Below are 15,381 nucleotides of genomic sequence, written 5' to 3' on the forward strand. Positions count from 1 at the left end.
TTACCAACTGTTTGGTTGATAGGCAATCGAGACAGCCCCGGCCACGAGACAGAATCCATCCACCATGCCCGCACCCTCTTCCCCCCCCGTCGCCACGGCCCCTGTCGCGGTCACCAAGCGCGAGCGCGACCCGGCCTCCGCCAAGCAGGCGCTCATCGCCGCCGCCGTGGCCGAGTTCGCCACCAAGGGCTTCGCGGGCGCGCGCGTCGATGAGATCGCCTCGGCCGCGGGGGTCAACAAGCAGCTCGTCTATCACTACTTCGACCACAAGCAGGGCCTGTACCTGGTGGCGCTCGAGTCGGTCTACGCCGAGATCCGGGAGAAGGAAAAGAAGCTCACGCTCGGCGCGCTGGAGCCCATGGAAGCCATGGCGCAGTTGGTCGCGTTCTCCTTCGACTACCTGGCCGAGCACCCCGAGTTCATCGCCCTCCTGACCGACGAGAACCGCAACCGCGGCGAGCACCTGCGCGCGTCGGAGCGGCTGCAGAAGATGCACTCGCCCTTCATCGAGATGCTCGAAGCCACGCTGGAGCGCGGCGTCGCTTCGGGCGTGTTCCGGCCCGACTTCGATGCGATCAACCTCTACATCTCGATCGCGGGCATCTCGTATTTCTTCTTCTCCAACAACCACACGCTGTCGGCCATCTTCGGCAAGGCGCTGGACTCGCGCGGCGCGCTGCTCAAGCGCCGGCGGCACGTGGTGGAGTTCGCGCTGAACGCGCTGCGTCCCTGAAAACCCTCGCCCTCGAAATTTATCAACCAGTTGGTTGACTCGGGTCGGCGCGAATCCTATGATTCGCCGCATTGCTTTCCAAGCCCAAGACCCAGGAATCGAGATGACGGCACCTGACAGCGCGCTGGCGCCCCCTGCTCCCGCGCCCCGCTCGGACGTTTCGCCGGCTTCGGGCGAGCGCCCCGAATGGCAACGCTGGGCCGCCGTCGTCGCCGTGCATCTCGCGGGCCTTGCGCTGTGGGAGATCGTGGTGCGGGTCTTCGCGATCCAGTCGTTCATCCTGCCCGCGCCTTCCAAGGTGCTGGCCACGCTGGCCAACCCCAACTACAGCTGGCTCATGAACACCGGCGTCACTGCGCTGGAAGTGTTCGGCGGCTACGCGCTCGGGCTCGCGCTGGGCATCCTCTGCGCCCTGCTCTTCATCACCAGCCGCCGGCTGATGCTGCTGGTGTTTCCGCTCCTGGTCACGCTCAACATGATTCCCAAGGTGGCGATGGGGCCGCTGGTCATCGTGTGGTTCAGCTACGGCATCGGGCCGAACATCCTCATCACCTTCAGCCTGTGCTTCTTCCCGATCCTGCTGACCACCATCCGCGGCCTCAACGAGACCGAGCCCGAGCTGCTGGACCTCGTGCGCGCGCTCAAGGGCTCGCGCTGGCAGCTCTTTCGCTACATCCAGCTGCCGGGCTCGCTGCCCTACGTGTTCTCGGGCATGAAGGTCGCGACCATCCTCGCCGTGGCCGGCGCGGTGGTCGGCGAATTCATCGCCTCCGAGCGCGGCCTGGGCTACCTGATGATCCAGGTCCAGGCCTCGCTGGACACGCCCGCGGTCTTCATGGCCGTGCTGCTCATCACGGGCCTGGGCGTTCTGCTCTATCTGCTGGTGCTCCTGCTGGAGCGCCTCTTCATCACCCAGGACGCAAGAATCCAATGACCACACCCGCAGTCCTCGACGACCTCGCCTTTCCCGAGCGCTTCGAGACCGAAGCCGCGCTCGAAGACTATCTGGCCACGCCCTCGCGCGACCTCGTGCGCGACATGGCGCGCATCGATGGTGACCTGATGATTCTGGGCGTGGGCGGCAAGATGGGCCCGACCCTCGCGCGCCTGGCGAAAAACGCGATGCCCGGCCGCCGCGTGATCGCCGTGGCGCGCTTCAGCGAAGCCGGTGTGCGCGAAGCGCTGCAAGCGCACGGCATCGAGACCATCGCCTGCGACCTGCTCGATCGCACCGCCATCGCCGCACTGCCGCAATGCGCCAACGTGGTCTTCATGGCCGGGCGCAAGTTCGGCGCGGACGCCAACAACCCGCTCACCTGGGCCATGAACGCGCACGTGCCCGCGCTGGTGGCCGAGCACTTTCGCGCCTCGCGCATCGTCGCCTTCTCGACCGCCTGCGTGTACCCCTTCGTGCCGGTGATCGGCCAGGGCGCGAGCGAGAGCGATGCGCCCAACCCGCCCGGCGAGTACGCCAACTCGTGCGTCGGCCGCGAGCGCATGTTCGAGTATTTCTCCCAGCAGCACGGCACGCCCGGCCGGCTGTTCCGCCTGAGCTACGCCATCGACCTGCGCTACGGCGTGCTGGCCGACGTGGCGCTCAAGGTGTGGCGTGGCGACGCGGTCGACGTCACCATGGGCCACGTCAATGTGATCTGGCAGGGCGATGCAAATTCGCAGGCGCTGCGCTGCCTCGCGGCCGCCACGGTGCCGACCTCGCCGCTCAACGTGAGCGGGCCCGAGACCACATCGATTCGCTGGCTCGCCGAAGAGTTCGCGCGGCAGTTCGACAAGCCCGCGACGATCAGCGGCCAGGAAGCCCCGACCGCCTGGCTCATGAACACCGGCGAAGCAGAGCGCCTGTTCGGCTACCCGCGCGTGCCGCTCGCCCAGCAGATCCGCTGGGTCGCCGACTGGATCTCGCGCGAGCAGCGCCAGTACGGCAAGCCGACCAAGTTCGAATCGCGCGACGGAAAGTACTGACGCCGTGGCCACGCCCGCTGTCCAGACGCTCACGTCGATCACGCCGGCCATCGCGCCGATGCTCGACGCGCTGGTCGCAGCCAGCGGCTGGAACCAGACGGCGCGCGACTGGCAGCTGTTCGAGCGCCTGGGCACGGTGCATGTGATTCGCGACGATCGGGGCGTCGTCGTCGCCAGCGGTGCGGTGCTGCCGATGGAGGGCGTGGCCTGGATCAGCATGGTCCTCGTGATGCCCGCCGCGCGTGGACAGGGCCTGGGCCGCACGGTCTTCGCGCACTGCCTGCAGCAGGTGAAGAACGCCGGCCTCGTCGCGATGCTCGACGCCACGCCGCAGGGCGAGCCGCTCTACGCCAGCTTCGGCTTCGCGCCGCTGTGGCGGCTCACGCGCTGGGTGCGCGAAGCGGGCCCCGATGCTGCGGCAACGCTGTCCGCCGACAAGCCCGCGATCCAAGGCCTTGCCGCGCTCGACGCGCAGGCCCTGGGCATCGCCCGCCCCGCCGTGCTCGCCGACCTGCTCGACCGCGAAGGCAGCCGGTGCGTGCGCAGCGGCGTGGCCGTCGGCCTCGTCCGCGCAGGCCGCACGGCCCACCAGATCGGGCCGCTCCTGTCCGCCCAGGAACAAACCGCCGCCGCCTTGCTGCCGGACGTGGCACGCAACCTGACCGGCCGCATCTACGTCGACATTCCCGACGGCCGTCCCGTCATGGCAGAAGCACTGCGCGATGCAGGCTTCTCGCCGCAGCGCGGCTTCGCGCGCATGGCGCTGGCCACGCGCGACGGCACCGCACCGCCCCTCGGGCAACCCGCCTTCATCCACGCCATCGCCGGCCCCGAGTTCGGCTGAGGACACACCAGATGCCATTGAACCGCTCCGACCTCCCCGCCGACGTTCTTGCGCTGCTGTCGCAAGGCACGGTGATTCCCGCGCATCCCCTCGCGCTCGATGCCTCGCGCCAGTTCGACCGCAAGCGCCAGCGCGCGCTGACCCGCTACTACGTCGATGCCGGCGCCGGCGGCCTCGCGGTGGGCGTGCACACCACGCAGTTCGCGATCCGCGAGCGCGGGCTCTATGCCACGGTGCTCGAAGCCGCGATGCAGGACCGCCTCGCATGGGGCGACCGCCCGATGGCCATGATCGCCGGCCTTTGCGGCCCGACCGCGCAAGCGCAGGGCGAGGCGCGCACAGCAGTCTCTCTCGGCTATCACGCAGGGCTGCTGAGTCTCGCCGCGCTCGCGGGCTCGTCGGAAGATGCGCTCATCGCGCATTGCGAAGCAGTGGCGCAGGAGATCCCGCTGATCGGCTTCTACCTTCAGACCGTGGTCGGCGGGCCGATCCTGTCGAGCGACTTCTGGCGGCGCTTCGCATCGATTCCGAATGTGCTCGCCATCAAGGTCGCGCCGTTCAACCGCTACCGCACCATCGACGTGGTGCGCGGGCTGGTCGACGCGCGCGCCGAAGAACGCGTGTTCCTCTACACGGGCAACGACGACCACATCGTGCTCGACCTTGCGCTGCCCTTCGCCGCGATGCGCGACGGCGCACCGGTGCAGGTGCGCTTTCGCGGCGGGCTGCTCGGCCACTGGTCGGTATGGACGTCCAGCGCCGTGAAGCAGTTGCAATCGATCAAGGCCGAACTCGCGGCCAACGGCGGCGCACTAGGCCCGGACCTCCTCGCCCTGGATTCGCGCGTGACCGACTGCAACGCCGCCTTCTTCGACGTGGCGAACAACTTCCACGGCTGCATCGCGGGCTGCCACGAGGTGCTGCGCCGCCAGGGCTTGCTCGAAGGCATCTGGTGCCTCGATGCGGCCGAAGGGCTGGGCCAGGGACAGTCGGAAGAAATCGACCGCGTCTACCGCCAGCACGGCGACCTCGGCGACGACGCCTTCGTGCGCGACAACCTCACGCGGTGGCTGGCATGAGCGCCGTGCTGCAAACGGTGCAGGACGCGCCGCTCATCCGCATGCGGCAGTTGCGCAAGGTCTACCGCAAGCGCAACGAGGAATTCCTTGCCGTCTCCGATGTCACGATGGATGTGAACGACGGCGATCTCATCTCGCTGGTCGGCCCCTCGGGCTGCGGCAAGTCGACGCTGCTCAAGATTCTTTCGGGGCTGCACGGCCACGACGGCGGCACGCTCGAAATCGGCGGCCCCGACGGCCGCGGCTTCAACGCGGGCCGCGATGTCGGCATGGTGTTCCAGCAGCCCCTGCTGCTCAAGTGGCGCACCATTCTTGAAAACGTGCTGCTGCCCGCCGACATCCTCGGGCTGGAGCGCCGCGCCGCCACGAAGCGTGCGCACGAGCTGCTCGAGATGGTCGGACTGACGGGCTTTGCCGACAAGCTGCCCTACGAACTCTCGGGCGGCATGCAGCAGCGCGCCGCGATCGCGCGCGCATTGATCCACGACCCGAAGCTGGTGCTGATGGACGAGCCCTTCGGCGCGTTGGACGCATTGACGCGCGAGAAGATGAACCTGGAAATGCTGCGCATCTGGGCGCAGAGCCGCAAGACCTTCATCGTGGTGACGCACAGCATCCAGGAAGCGGTGTTCCTGGGTTCGCACTGCGCGGTGCTCACGGCCGGGCCGGCGCGCATGGCCGACTTCTTTCCCATCGACCTGCCGGAGCCGCGCAAGCTGCACGTGAAGACCAGCCCCGAGTTCGGCGAGTACGTGCGCAGGATCTACGACCTGCTGGGCGTCGAATAGCCCGCGAAACAGCGCGCCCGCGGGGTCTTCAGCTCATCGCGAGCTGCTGCATGCCCTTGGCGCGCGCCACTTCCACTTCGCGCGGCAACGTGACTGCGTTTTTTACCGCAAGAATTTCCGCCATCACACTGACCGCGATCTCGGGCGGCGTCTTGCTGCCGATGTAGATGCCGATCGGGCCGCGCAGCCGCGCGAGCGACTCGGCCGTCTGGTCGAAGTGCTCGATCATGCGGTCGCGCCGCGCCTCGGCATTGCGGCGCGAGCCGATGGCCCCCACGTAGAAGGCCTCGGTCTGCAGCGCCTCGAGCAGCGCGAGGTCGTCCAGCTTGGGATCGTGCGTGAGCGCGACCACGCAGCTGCGGCGGTCGGGCCTGAAGGCCAGCACCGCGTCGTCGGGCATCTCGGTGGTGATCGTCACGCCCGGCAGGGACCACGCGGTGCGGTACTCGGCGCGCGGGTCGCACAGCGTGACCGCGAAGCCGCTGAACTTGGCCATGGTGGCCAGGTATTCGGCCAGCTGGCCGGCGCCGATCAGGAGCATGCGGTACTCGGGGCCGAAGGTGTTGGTGAGCTCGGTGTCGTCCACCTTGAGCTCGTCGGGTGCGGTGGCTTCGGCGAGCTTCACGGCGCCCGTTGCGAGCGTCACCGTGCGCTGCATGAGCCGGCCTTTTTCGAGTTCGGCCACCAGGGTGTCGAGCGAAGCCGCGTCGGGGTCGTATTCGAGCAGCAGTTCGAGCGTGCCGCCGCAGGGCAGGCCGAAGCGGTGCGCCTCGTCGGCGGTGATGCCGTACTTCACCAGCGCGGGCGGCGTGCCCGGGGGCACGTCTTCGCCGTTGCCGTGCGCGTGGCTGTAGCGCGCGATCAGGTCGTCCTCGATGCAGCCGCCCGAGACCGACCCCACCACCGCGCCGTCATCCGCCAGCGCCATGATCGAGCCGACCGGCCGCGGCGACGAGCCCCAGGTGCGCACCACCGTGGTCAGCAGCGCGCGCTTGCCGGCCTGCCGCCAGTCGCGCAGCGTGCGCAGCACCATGACATCGAGGTTTTCCATGGCGTGGTCCGTCTCTAGCCGGCGTCGCCCGGTGTGGCGGGCGCGTCCTTGCCGGCCTCGTCGTCCTTCTTGCCGAGGCCGATCTTCTTCATGAAGCCGGACATGACGCCGGCCTTCTCTGCAGGCGCTTCGGCGGATTCGGCGGCGACGGCGGGCGGCGGGCCGTAGCGGCTCTGCATCTCGGCCTCGAAGCGCTTGAAGAAATCGTCGGCGGTGGACTTGGCGGCACCGTCGATCAGGCGCTGGCCCAGCTGGGCGATCTTGCCGCCGACCTGCGCCTGCACGGTGTAGTCGAGTTCGCAGCCGACGGGAATCAGCGCGGCCTCCGCGGGCGCGGCATCGACGGGCGCAGCTTCGACGATCGGTGCGGCTTCCCCGCCCTCTGCAGCCGGTGCGACCGCTGCCGCTTCGACGGCGCCAGCCAGTGGCCGAAGCGTCACGCTCGACGACCCCTTGGCGAATCCCGCCACGCCGCCCTGCCCTTCGAAGGTGAGCTTGTAGCCATCGGGCGCCACGATGTCCGACAGCACCACCTTGCCGCTGAACTTGGCCGACACCGGGCCGATTTTCAGGGCGAGCGCCACGCTGTACTGGTTGTCGCCGGTGAGCTCGAACTTGTCGCAACCGGGAATGCACTTCTTGAGCGTCTCGGGATCGTTGAGCGCTTCCCAGGCCTGTTGTTGTGTGACGCCGAGGTGGCGGTTTCCGAGCATTTCCATGGTGGGTCTTCCTTGTTGTCTTGCGGGGCCCTAGCGGCCAGACCGCATCAGCGCGGCGAGGCTGGCGGCCAGTTGTTCGAGGGCACTGAGATTGTGGACTGCGAGCATCGCGTCCGCATGGCGGTGCAGCACGGTGGCCCCACGTGCCAGAGGGGCGTAGCCCTGGAAGCGCAGCAGCGGGTTGAGCCACAGCAGCCGGCGCGAATGGCGCTTGAGCCAGAGCAACTCGTTCTCCAGCATGGCGGGCTCGCCGGTGTCCAGGCCGTCGCTGATCACCAGCACCAGCGTGCGGCGGCCCGTCAGGCGGCGCGCATGCGCATGCCGGAGTTCGGCCAGTGAACTGCCCAGCCGCGTGCCGCCCGCGAAATCGTCGATGGCCATGCTGGCCGCGCCGAGCATGGCGTCGGTATCGGCCAGACGGAAGGCGGGCGTCAGGTCGGTCAGCCGGGTGCCGAAGGCGAACACGTCGCGCCGCCCGGCCCTGCGGGTGGACGCATGCAAAAACGCCAGCAACAGGCGCGCATAGCGCTCCATCGAACCCGACACGTCGACCAGCACGAGAAGCGGCAGCGGCTGCTCGCGCCGGGCCAACCGCGGCAGGCGCAGGATTTCTCCGCCAGTGCGCGCCGCTTCGTGCAGCACGCCGGGCCAGTGCATGCGCGCATGCTGCTGGCCTGCGTCATTCGCCACGCGCAGCCGGCGCGAGGGCAACGAGGGAATCGGCAGCGTGACGTCGCGCGCGAGCCGTTCGACCAGCCGGTACTCGGAGGCGCCGAGCGCGTTGAAGTCCGCATGCTGCAGGCGCTGGCGGTCGCTCGACGTCATGGCGGCATCGAACTCGATTTCCTTGTCGGGCTTGGCGGCCGCCGCCGGCTTCGCGGGGTCGCGCGGCGCGGTCAGCGCCTCGCGCACGCGCGGCCGGCGCCTGGAGGGCTCGGCCTTGCCTTCGGCGCTGGGCAGCATCTGCGCGAGCAGCTTGTTCGCGAGCTCGGGGTCGCGAAACCACGCATCGAAGAGCTCGCGGAACACCATGCGGTCCTGCTCGCGGCTCACCATGACGGCTTCCATCGCGGCGCCCAGGTCCAGCTTGTCTTCCACGCCCACCAGCATGACCGCCTCGGCGGCGAGCGCGATGCGCATGGCATCGGTGCGCACGCCCGCGCGGCGCAGCGCACGGCCGAAGGCGGTGATGTTGCCGGCCAGCTTGCCGCTGCGGACGTCGCCGAGTTGCTGGATGCCGGCCATGCGGAGCCGCCTTGGTCTTCGGTCGCGCTCAGGGCGCGACCGGCTCCTCGGGCTTCAGCAGGTCGGACGCCAGCTCGCGCGTGAGCGCCGCCACGTCGTCGCGCTGCTTGAACAGGATGCCGGCCGTGTCGACCACCACTTCGGGGTCGAGCTCGACGGTGTCCAGCGCAATCAACGCCCTCGCCCACTCGACGCTTTCGGCAATGCCGGGCGCGCGCTGGAAGGCGTTGATGAAAGGCGCGTCGCGCAGCCGCGCGACGAACGCGGCCACCTGCGCGGAGAGTTTCTCGCCGGCCTCCGGCACCTGGGCCCGCACGATCGCCAGCTCGCGCTCGCGCTCGGGGTAGTCGAGCCAGTGGTAGAGGCAGCGGCGCTTGACCGCATCGTTGAGTTCGCGCGTGCGGTTGCTCGTGAGGATGGTGACCGGCGGCACGACGGCGCGCACCGTGCCCAGTTCGGGAATGCTCACCTGGTACTCGCCAAGGTATTCGAGCAGGAAGGCCTCGAAGGGCTCGTCGGCGCGGTCCACTTCGTCGATCAGCAGCACGGCGCCCGGTGCGGGCGTCTGCAGCGCCTGCAGCAGCGGGCGGCGGATCAGGTAGTGCGGCTGGTAGACCTCGGCCTCCACATCGCGCGCCGCGCCCGTGGCTTCGGCCGCGCGCATGTGCAATAGCTGCGCGGCGTAGTTCCATTCATAGAGCGCCTCGCGCTGCTCCAGCCCGTCGTAGCACTGCAGGCGCAGCAGCTCGCGGTTGAGCGCCTTGGACAGCGCCTTGGCCAGTTCGGTCTTGCCGACGCCGGGCTCGCCTTCGAGCAGCAGCGGCCGCTGCAGCTTGAGCGCGAGGAACACGGCGGTCGCCAGGCGGCGGTCGGCGAAGTAGCCGGCCTGCACCAGACCTTCGGAGAGGGCGTCGATGGTCGGAAAGATCATGGCGAAGCGTAGCGGAAGACGCGAGGGTGTCGCGCCTTCCGGCTTGCGGTTTGCTGCCCCGGCTCGTTCAGCCGAGGGCCTTGGTGACGGCGCGCTGCGTCAGCACGCTGATCAGGTTGGCCCGGTACGCTGCCGACGCATGCAGGTCGCTGTTGAGCTCGCTCGCATCGATCTTCACGGCCGCGGCGGCTGCCGCGGTGAAGCTCTTGTTGAGCGCATCTTCGAGCCCTGCATGGCGGAACACGCCGTTGCCCGCTCCTGTGACGGCCACCCGCACGCCGCTGTCGTACTGCGTGAGAAAGATGCCGACCAGCGGAAAGTGCGATGCCTTCTGGCGCAGCTTTTCGTACACCGCGCGCTTGGGAATCGGAAAGCGGATGGCGGTGATCAGCTCGTCTTCTTCCAGCGCCGTGGTGAACAGGCCCTGGAAGAAATCGTCGGCGGCAATCTCGCGCTTGGACGTGACGACCGTCGCGCCGGACCCCAGCACCGCGCTCGGGTAGCACGCTGCCGGATCGTTGTTGGCCACCGAGCCGCCGATGGTGCCCATCGCGCGCACCTGCCGGTCGCCGATGCGCGAGGCCAGGTCGGCGAGCGCCGGGAAGGCGGCTTTCACGTCGGCGTTGTTCGCCACGTCCAGGTGACGCGACATCGCACCGATGGTGATCGTGCTGCCGTCCTTCCTGATGCCGGTGAGTTCCTTGATGCCGCTCAGGTCCACCAGTTGCTCGGGCGCGGAGAGCCTGAGCTTCATGGAGGCGAGCAATGTCTGTCCGCCGGCCAGCGGCTTGGCGCCCGCCGCAGCGAGCTTGGCCGCATCGGCCACGGTGGTGGGCCGTTCGAGTGTGAAGGCGTACATGGGGTGTGATTCCTTCTGTGTTGTTATGGAGCGGGACGGCCTTGGGTGCTGGCGGCCAGCGAGGGCGCCTGCACGTCCTGCGGCGCGCTGCCCTTCTGCATGGCTTCCCAGACGCGGCTGGACGAAGCTGGCATGTCGAAATCCTTGACGCCCAGCGGCGCCAGCGCATCGAGCACCGCATTGATCACGGCCGGCGGCGAGCCGATGGCCCCCGCCTCGCCGCAGCCCTTGGTGCCCAGCGGGTTGTGCGTGCACGGGGTGCACACGGTGTCCAGCTTGAACTGCGGAAAGTCGCCTGCGCGCGGCATGGCGTAGTCCATGAAGCTGCCGGTGAGCAGCTGGCCGGTTTCGTGGTCGTACACGCAGTTCTCGATCAGCGCCTGGCCGATGCCCTGCACCAGCCCGCCATGCACCTGGCCCTCCACGATCATCGGGTTGATGATGGTGCCGAAGTCGTCCACCGCGGTGAAGCGGTCGACCTTCACTTCGCCGGTCTGCTTGTCGATCTCGACCTCGCAGATGTAGGTGCCGCCCGGGAAAGTGAAGTTGGTCGGATCGTAGAAGGCGGTTTCGTTCAGGCCCGGCTCCAGCTTGTCGAGCGGGTAGTTGTGCGGCACGTAGGCCGTGAGCGCCACCTGGCCGAACGGGATCTTCTTGTCGGTGCCCTTGACGGTGAACTCGCCGTTGGCGAACTCGATGTCGGCATCGCTGGCCTCCATCAGGTGCGCGGCGATCTTCTTGGCCTTGGTCTCGATCTTGTCGAGCGCCTTCATGATGGCGGCGCCCCCCACCGAGATGGAGCGCGAACCGTAGGTACCCATGCCGAAGGGCACGCGGCCGGTGTCGCCGTGCACCACGTCCACGTTGTCCACCGGAATGCCCAGGCGCGCCGCGACGACCTGCGCAAAGGTGGTTTCATGCCCCTGGCCGTGGCTGTGCGAGCCGGTGAACACCGTCACGCTGCCGGTCGGGTGCACGCGGATTTCGCCGCATTCGAAAAGCCCCGCCCGCGCGCCGAGCGCCCCTGCGATGTTCGACGGTGCGATGCCGCACGCTTCGATGTAGCTGGAGTAGCCGATGCCGCGCAGCTTGCCCTTGGCCTCGGTCGCCGACTTGCGCTGCGCATAGCCTTCGACATCGGCCAGCACCCGGGCCTTGTCCATGCAGGCATGGAAGTCGCCGGTGTCGTACTGCAGCGCCACCGGCGTCTGGTAGGGGAAGGTGGTGATGAAGTTGCGCTTGCGGATCTCGTCCTGCCCCAGGTTCATTTCCCAGGCGCAGCGCGAGACGAGGCGCTCCAGCAGGTACGTGGCCTCGGGCCGGCCCGCACCGCGGTAGGCATCGACCGGCGAGGTGTTGGTGAACCACGCATCGACCTCCACGTAGATCTGCGGCGTCGTGTACTGGCCCGCCAGCAGCGTCGCGTAGAGGATGGTGGGCACGGCGGTCGAGAAGGTCGAGAGGTACGCGCCGAGGTTGGCATCGGTGTGCACGCGCATCGCGAGGAACTTGCCGTCCTTGTCCATCGCCATCTCGGCGTGGCTCACGTGGTCTCGGCCATGCGCATCGGACAGGAAGCACTCCGAGCGCTCCGCCGTCCACTTGATGTTGCGGTTGAGCTGCTTGGCCGCCCAGGTGAGGCACACGTCTTCGGCGTACAGGAAGATCTTGGAGCCGAAGCCGCCGCCCACGTCGGGCGCGATCACGCGCACCTTGTGCTCGGGCAGGCCCAGCACGAAGGCCGTCATCAGGAGGCGCTCGACGTGCGGGTTCTGGTTCGACACATAGAGCGTGTAGTCGTCCGTGCCGCGGCTGTAGCTGCCGATGGCCACGCGCGGCTCGATCGGGTTGGGAATCAGCCGGTTGTTGACCAGGTCGAGCCTGGTGATGTGCGCGGCCGTGGTGAACACGTTGTCCACCGCCGCCTTGTCGCCCAGCACCCACTTGTAGCACTGGTTGTCGGGCGCTTCGTCGTGCAGCGTGGTGCTGCCGGTCTTCTTCGCGGCATCGGCCACGCTCACCAGCGCGGGCAGCACGTCGTAGTCGACCACCACCGCTTCGGCGGCGTTCTTGGCCTGCTCGACCGTCTCGGCCACCACCATCGCGACATGGTCGCCCACGTAGCGCACCTTCTTGATCGCCAGGATCGGGTGCATCGGCTCCTTCATCGGGGTGCCGTCGGGGTTGTTGATGAGCCAGCCGCAGGGCAGGCCTCCCATCTTTCCCTCGATGTCCTTGCCGCTGAAGATGCCGACCACGCCGGGCATCTTCAGAGCCTCGGCGATGTCGATGGACTTGATGGCGGCGTGGGCGTGCGGCGAGCGCACGAAGACCGCATGGCTCTGGTTGGCCAGCGTGATGTCGTCGGTGTAGTTGCCCGCGCCGGTCAGGAAACGGTAGTCTTCCTTGCGCCGCAGGGCCTCGCCGATATGGGGCAGGTTCGAGAAGTCGGAAGCACCCATGATGTTGCTCCCTTCACGCCGGGACGGTGGCTTTGACCGGGGTGCCCGAGGCCATGGCCTCGCCGCCCATCTTCACGGCCTTCACGATGTTCTGGTAACCCGTGCAGCGGCACAGGTTGCCGTCGAGCAGTTCGCGGATCTCCGATTCGCTCGACTTGGGGTGGTGGGTGCACAGGTCGATGGCGCTCATGACCATGCCCGGGGTGCAGAAACCGCACTGCAGGCCGTGGCACTCCTTGAAGGCCGCCTGCATGGGATGCATGGTGCCGTCGGCTTCGGCAATGCCCTCGATGGTGGTGATGTCGGCACCGGCCGCCTGGGCGACCAGCACGTTGCAGGACTTGACCGCCCGGCCGTTGACGTGGACCGTGCAGGCGCCGCATTGGGCGGTGTCGCAGCCGACGTGGGTTCCGGTGAGGTGGAGGTGCTCGCGGATCGCGTGCACAAGGAAGGTGTTTGGCGGTGCGTCGACCGTGACTGGGCGGCCGTTGACCTTGAAAGCTACCTGCATGTGGCTGTCTCCGTGAAAGGTGATGGCTTGTGGGGCGAAAGGCATCTTGGATGCCCACCTTTCGCACTATCCTAGGCAAAACCCTTGACACTTGCGCAGTGCCCGCGAAATTCTCAAAATGAAACAGCTTGCCGCCCGGTGAGCCAGGAAAAGCCGTCCCACACGCGCGAACCCACACGATGAATGCCCCTATCGTTTCGCCTCCTCCCGAGCGCTCCCTGGCCATTGCCCAAGCCCGGCGCGAGTTGCTCAACGGCGATATGCCGCGCGCCCGCAGCGCCCTGCGCATCGACCCCTGGATCACCCGCTCCTGGCAGCGCTGCATCGAGGCCGGACGCCGCCCGCAGCAGCGGGTGAGCTTCGACCCGGTGAGCCCGTCGGCCGTGCGCGAGCTGGCCGAGCGCAACCGGGCGCTGGTCGCGGCCGCCCGGCCGGTGATCGCCCGGCTGTCCCGCGCCATTGCCGACACACGCTATTTCGCGATCCTGACCGACGCCGACGGCATCGTGATCGACGTGGGCGCGCTGCCCGACGGCACCGACACCGCCAGCCGCTACGCGCGGGACATCGGCCGGATCGGGGTCGATCTCTCGGAACGCGCGATCGGCACCTCCGCCATCAGCACCGCGCTGGCCGAGCAGGAATCGGTGTGGCTGCACCGCGGCGAGCACTTCTTCGACGACACCAGCGTCTACAGCTGCGCCGGCGCGCCGCTCTTCGGGCCCCGGGGCGACTGCATCGGCATGCTCGACCTGAGCGGCGTGCAAACCGTGGAGCGGCCCGAACTGCGGCACCTGGCGGCCCTGTCGGCGCGCAGCATCGAGAACATGCTGGTCATGCAGGCCCCCTGCGAGCTCCGGCTGCACCTGGCCTGGCCCGGCCACCCGGCCAACGAGGCCACCGAGGGCCTGGTCTGCATCGACGCCAGCGGCAACGTCACCGGCGCCAACGCCACCGCGCGGCAGATGCTGCACCAGCCCCTGGCGCGCGGCCAGCACGCCCTGCACTTCAACGACCTGTTCGCGCTCCCGCTGCACATGATGTTCGACGCCGCCCGGCGCGGCGATGCGGCACTCGAAGTGCCGCTGTGGTCGGGCCTGCGGGTGCAGGTGCGGCCCCAGCGCGGCGGCAGCGGCGCGGCCGGTGCGGCGCCCGATGCGCGGCCGCGCCTGCGCGATGTGGAAACCGCGCTGATCCGCAAGGCCGTGGCCGATGCCCGCGGCAACGTGGCGGAGGCCGCGCGCACGCTGGGCATCAGCCGGGCGACGGTCTATCGCAAGCTCTGGCGCGGCCGGCCTGCCGGCGCGCCCGACTGAGCGACCGCGTTCAGCTTTCGTTCAGGCGCCGACCGGCACCTTGTCCAGGAAACCCGTCACCGACCGCAGCTTCCCCGCATCGATCTGCGCGAAGTCGGTGCCCTGGATCAGGTCTTGCGCACCGCTCGGGCCGAGCGTCCACGAAAAGCGCAGGTTGTCGCCGTGCGCCTCGGCCTTGCCGAAGAGGTTGAAGCGAAAGCCCGGGTAGCGCTGCTGCACCGCGCCGACCAGCGCGCTGATCTGCTCGCGGCCGCTGGCCTGGGCAATGGGGTCGACGTACTGCGCATCGGCGGTCCAGCCGGCCTCGATCAGCGCGGCGCGGCGCGCGCCATCGGTTTCGTTCCAGACGGCGATGTAGCGTTGGGCAATCGTGGCAGCGTCGTGTGCGGCGGTGTTCATGGCGAGCATTCCTTTTCGAGGGTTCGACCCGCAACATCGCGGGGTGAAGGAATGGTCGCGCCGCGACCGTCAGGCGTCGATGACGTGGGAGGTCATGGAATGCGGCTGCCGTAGCGGATGCTCGTGAGCGCGCCGTCCCGGAACAAGAGCATCGTCTCGAACTGTCCCGAGCCGGGGCGGTAGGTCCACTCCTCGGCCTGGTCGCAGCGGTTGTTGTTGACGATCACGGTCTGGCCACCGCCCGAGGACGACGACGGCGGGTTCACGATCACCTCGGGCTTGTTGCCGTCGGGCCTGGCGCAGAAGCTGTCCTTGAACACCGGCTCGCCGCACTTCTGCAGGATGGCGAACTTGGACTCGCCCCTCTGCGCGAAGTCGCGGTTGCAGTTCAGGGTCTGCGCCTCGGCCGGAACGACGGACGCGAGGGCCAGCCATGCGGCAGGAATCAGAAGGGATCGCTTCAC

General features: G+C 68.5%; 16 protein-coding genes. 7 read left to right on the plus strand and 9 right to left on the minus strand.

Annotated features, from left to right (window positions below; translation table 11 throughout):
• Window positions 1-64: 64 nt before the first annotated feature.
• The 6 genes from BM133_RS14175 (at window position 65) to BM133_RS14200 (ending at window position 5,424) form a co-directional block, all read left to right on the plus strand.
• Window positions 65-733, plus strand: a complete 669-nt coding sequence (locus BM133_RS14175; protein WP_093434528.1) for a TetR family transcriptional regulator — start codon at window positions 65-67, stop codon at window positions 731-733.
• Between the two features lie 103 nt (window positions 734-836).
• On the plus strand, window positions 837-1,667 hold the full coding sequence (locus tag BM133_RS14180) for an ABC transporter permease (protein WP_093434530.1): 831 nt from the start codon (window positions 837-839) through the stop codon (window positions 1,665-1,667).
• Entirely contained in the window at window positions 1,664-2,713 is a 1,050-nt protein-coding gene (locus BM133_RS14185) for an NAD-dependent epimerase/dehydratase family protein (RefSeq protein ID WP_093434531.1), read from the plus strand. Before BM133_RS14180 ends, BM133_RS14185 begins: the two co-directional genes overlap by 4 nt.
• A 4-nt stretch (window positions 2,714-2,717) precedes the next feature.
• Window positions 2,718-3,557 carry a GNAT family N-acetyltransferase gene (locus tag BM133_RS14190; protein ID WP_093434533.1) on the plus strand — a complete coding sequence of 280 codons (840 nt, stop codon included), beginning with the start codon at window positions 2,718-2,720 and terminating at the stop codon, window positions 3,555-3,557.
• Between the two features lie 11 nt (window positions 3,558-3,568).
• A complete protein-coding gene (locus BM133_RS14195; protein ID WP_093434534.1) occupies window positions 3,569-4,636 on the plus strand; it encodes a dihydrodipicolinate synthase family protein in 1,068 nt (355 codons plus the stop codon).
• Window positions 4,633-5,424 (plus strand): ABC transporter ATP-binding protein, encoded by a 792-nt coding sequence (locus BM133_RS14200; RefSeq protein WP_093434536.1) that lies wholly within the window; start codon window positions 4,633-4,635, stop codon window positions 5,422-5,424. The genes BM133_RS14195 and BM133_RS14200 overlap by 4 nt, the downstream gene beginning before the upstream one ends.
• Window positions 5,425-5,452: 28 nt before the next feature.
• Here BM133_RS14200 and BM133_RS14205 read toward each other — a convergent pair whose 3' ends face one another.
• The 7 genes from BM133_RS14205 to BM133_RS14235 form a co-directional block, all read right to left on the minus strand.
• On the minus strand, window positions 5,453-6,475 hold the full coding sequence (locus tag BM133_RS14205) for an XdhC family protein (RefSeq protein WP_093434537.1): 1,023 nt from the start codon (window positions 6,473-6,475) through the stop codon (window positions 5,453-5,455).
• Window positions 6,476-6,489: 14 nt separating this feature from the next.
• Window positions 6,490-7,194: an SRPBCC family protein gene (locus BM133_RS14210; RefSeq protein WP_093434539.1), complete on the minus strand. Its 705-nt coding sequence runs from the start codon at window positions 7,192-7,194 to the stop codon at window positions 6,490-6,492.
• 30 nt (window positions 7,195-7,224) lie between these two features.
• Window positions 7,225-8,439, minus strand: a complete 1,215-nt coding sequence (locus BM133_RS14215; protein WP_093434540.1) for a vWA domain-containing protein — start codon at window positions 8,437-8,439, stop codon at window positions 7,225-7,227.
• 28 nt (window positions 8,440-8,467) lie between these two features.
• Entirely contained in the window at window positions 8,468-9,370 is a 903-nt protein-coding gene (locus BM133_RS14220; RefSeq protein ID WP_093434542.1) for an AAA family ATPase, read from the minus strand.
• A gap of 67 nt (window positions 9,371-9,437) precedes the next feature.
• Complete coding sequence (locus BM133_RS14225; RefSeq protein WP_093434543.1) at window positions 9,438-10,229, minus strand: FAD binding domain-containing protein; 792 nt, start codon at window positions 10,227-10,229, stop codon at window positions 9,438-9,440.
• A 23-nt stretch (window positions 10,230-10,252) separates the two neighbouring features.
• A complete protein-coding gene (locus BM133_RS14230) occupies window positions 10,253-12,691 on the minus strand; it encodes a xanthine dehydrogenase family protein molybdopterin-binding subunit (protein WP_093434545.1) in 2,439 nt (812 codons plus the stop codon).
• A gap of 13 nt (window positions 12,692-12,704) precedes the next feature.
• On the minus strand, window positions 12,705-13,202 hold the full coding sequence (locus BM133_RS14235) for a (2Fe-2S)-binding protein (RefSeq protein ID WP_093434546.1): 498 nt from the start codon (window positions 13,200-13,202) through the stop codon (window positions 12,705-12,707).
• Window positions 13,203-13,381: 179 nt separating this feature from the next.
• Here BM133_RS14235 and BM133_RS14240 point away from each other — a divergent pair, with 179 nt between their 5' ends.
• On the plus strand, window positions 13,382-14,518 hold the full coding sequence (locus tag BM133_RS14240; protein WP_093434548.1) for a helix-turn-helix domain-containing protein: 1,137 nt from the start codon (window positions 13,382-13,384) through the stop codon (window positions 14,516-14,518).
• 21 nt (window positions 14,519-14,539) lie between these two features.
• On the opposite strand, the gene BM133_RS14245 is transcribed toward BM133_RS14240, so the two are convergent.
• Complete coding sequence (locus tag BM133_RS14245) at window positions 14,540-14,917, minus strand: nuclear transport factor 2 family protein (protein WP_093435341.1); 378 nt, start codon at window positions 14,915-14,917, stop codon at window positions 14,540-14,542.
• A 92-nt stretch (window positions 14,918-15,009) separates the two neighbouring features.
• Window positions 15,010-15,381 carry a DUF2845 domain-containing protein gene (locus BM133_RS14250; protein ID WP_177224800.1) on the minus strand — a complete coding sequence of 124 codons (372 nt, stop codon included), beginning with the start codon at window positions 15,379-15,381 and terminating at the stop codon, window positions 15,010-15,012.

The organism is Variovorax sp. 770b2 (assembly GCF_900115685.1).
GTDB lineage: Bacteria > Pseudomonadota > Gammaproteobacteria > Burkholderiales > Burkholderiaceae_C > Variovorax.

What these genes read in the sequence shown, in the direction of transcription:
- BM133_RS14175 (WP_093434528.1), top strand. Translation starts at nt 65, where the DNA reads ATGCCCGCACCCTCTTCCCCCCCCGTCGCCACGGCCCCTGTCGCGGTC.
- BM133_RS14180 (WP_093434530.1), top strand. Translation starts at nt 837, where the DNA reads ATGACGGCACCTGACAGCGCGCTGGCGCCCCCTGCTCCCGCGCCCCGC.
- BM133_RS14185 (WP_093434531.1), top strand. Translation starts at nt 1,664, where the DNA reads ATGACCACACCCGCAGTCCTCGACGACCTCGCCTTTCCCGAGCGCTTC.
- BM133_RS14195 (WP_093434534.1), top strand. Translation starts at nt 3,569, where the DNA reads ATGCCATTGAACCGCTCCGACCTCCCCGCCGACGTTCTTGCGCTGCTG.
- BM133_RS14200 (WP_093434536.1), top strand. Translation starts at nt 4,633, where the DNA reads ATGAGCGCCGTGCTGCAAACGGTGCAGGACGCGCCGCTCATCCGCATG.
- BM133_RS14205 (WP_093434537.1), bottom strand. Translation starts at nt 6,475, where the DNA reads ATGGAAAACCTCGATGTCATGGTGCTGCGCACGCTGCGCGACTGGCGG.
- BM133_RS14210 (WP_093434539.1), bottom strand. Translation starts at nt 7,194, where the DNA reads ATGGAAATGCTCGGAAACCGCCACCTCGGCGTCACACAACAACAGGCC.
- BM133_RS14215 (WP_093434540.1), bottom strand. Translation starts at nt 8,439, where the DNA reads ATGGCCGGCATCCAGCAACTCGGCGACGTCCGCAGCGGCAAGCTGGCC.
- BM133_RS14220 (WP_093434542.1), bottom strand. Translation starts at nt 9,370, where the DNA reads ATGATCTTTCCGACCATCGACGCCCTCTCCGAAGGTCTGGTGCAGGCC.
- BM133_RS14225 (WP_093434543.1), bottom strand. Translation starts at nt 10,229, where the DNA reads ATGTACGCCTTCACACTCGAACGGCCCACCACCGTGGCCGATGCGGCC.
- BM133_RS14230 (WP_093434545.1), bottom strand. Translation starts at nt 12,691, where the DNA reads ATGGGTGCTTCCGACTTCTCGAACCTGCCCCATATCGGCGAGGCCCTG.
- BM133_RS14235 (WP_093434546.1), bottom strand. Translation starts at nt 13,202, where the DNA reads ATGCAGGTAGCTTTCAAGGTCAACGGCCGCCCAGTCACGGTCGACGCA.
- BM133_RS14240 (WP_093434548.1), top strand. Translation starts at nt 13,382, where the DNA reads ATGAATGCCCCTATCGTTTCGCCTCCTCCCGAGCGCTCCCTGGCCATT.
- BM133_RS14245 (WP_093435341.1), bottom strand. Translation starts at nt 14,917, where the DNA reads ATGAACACCGCCGCACACGACGCTGCCACGATTGCCCAACGCTACATC.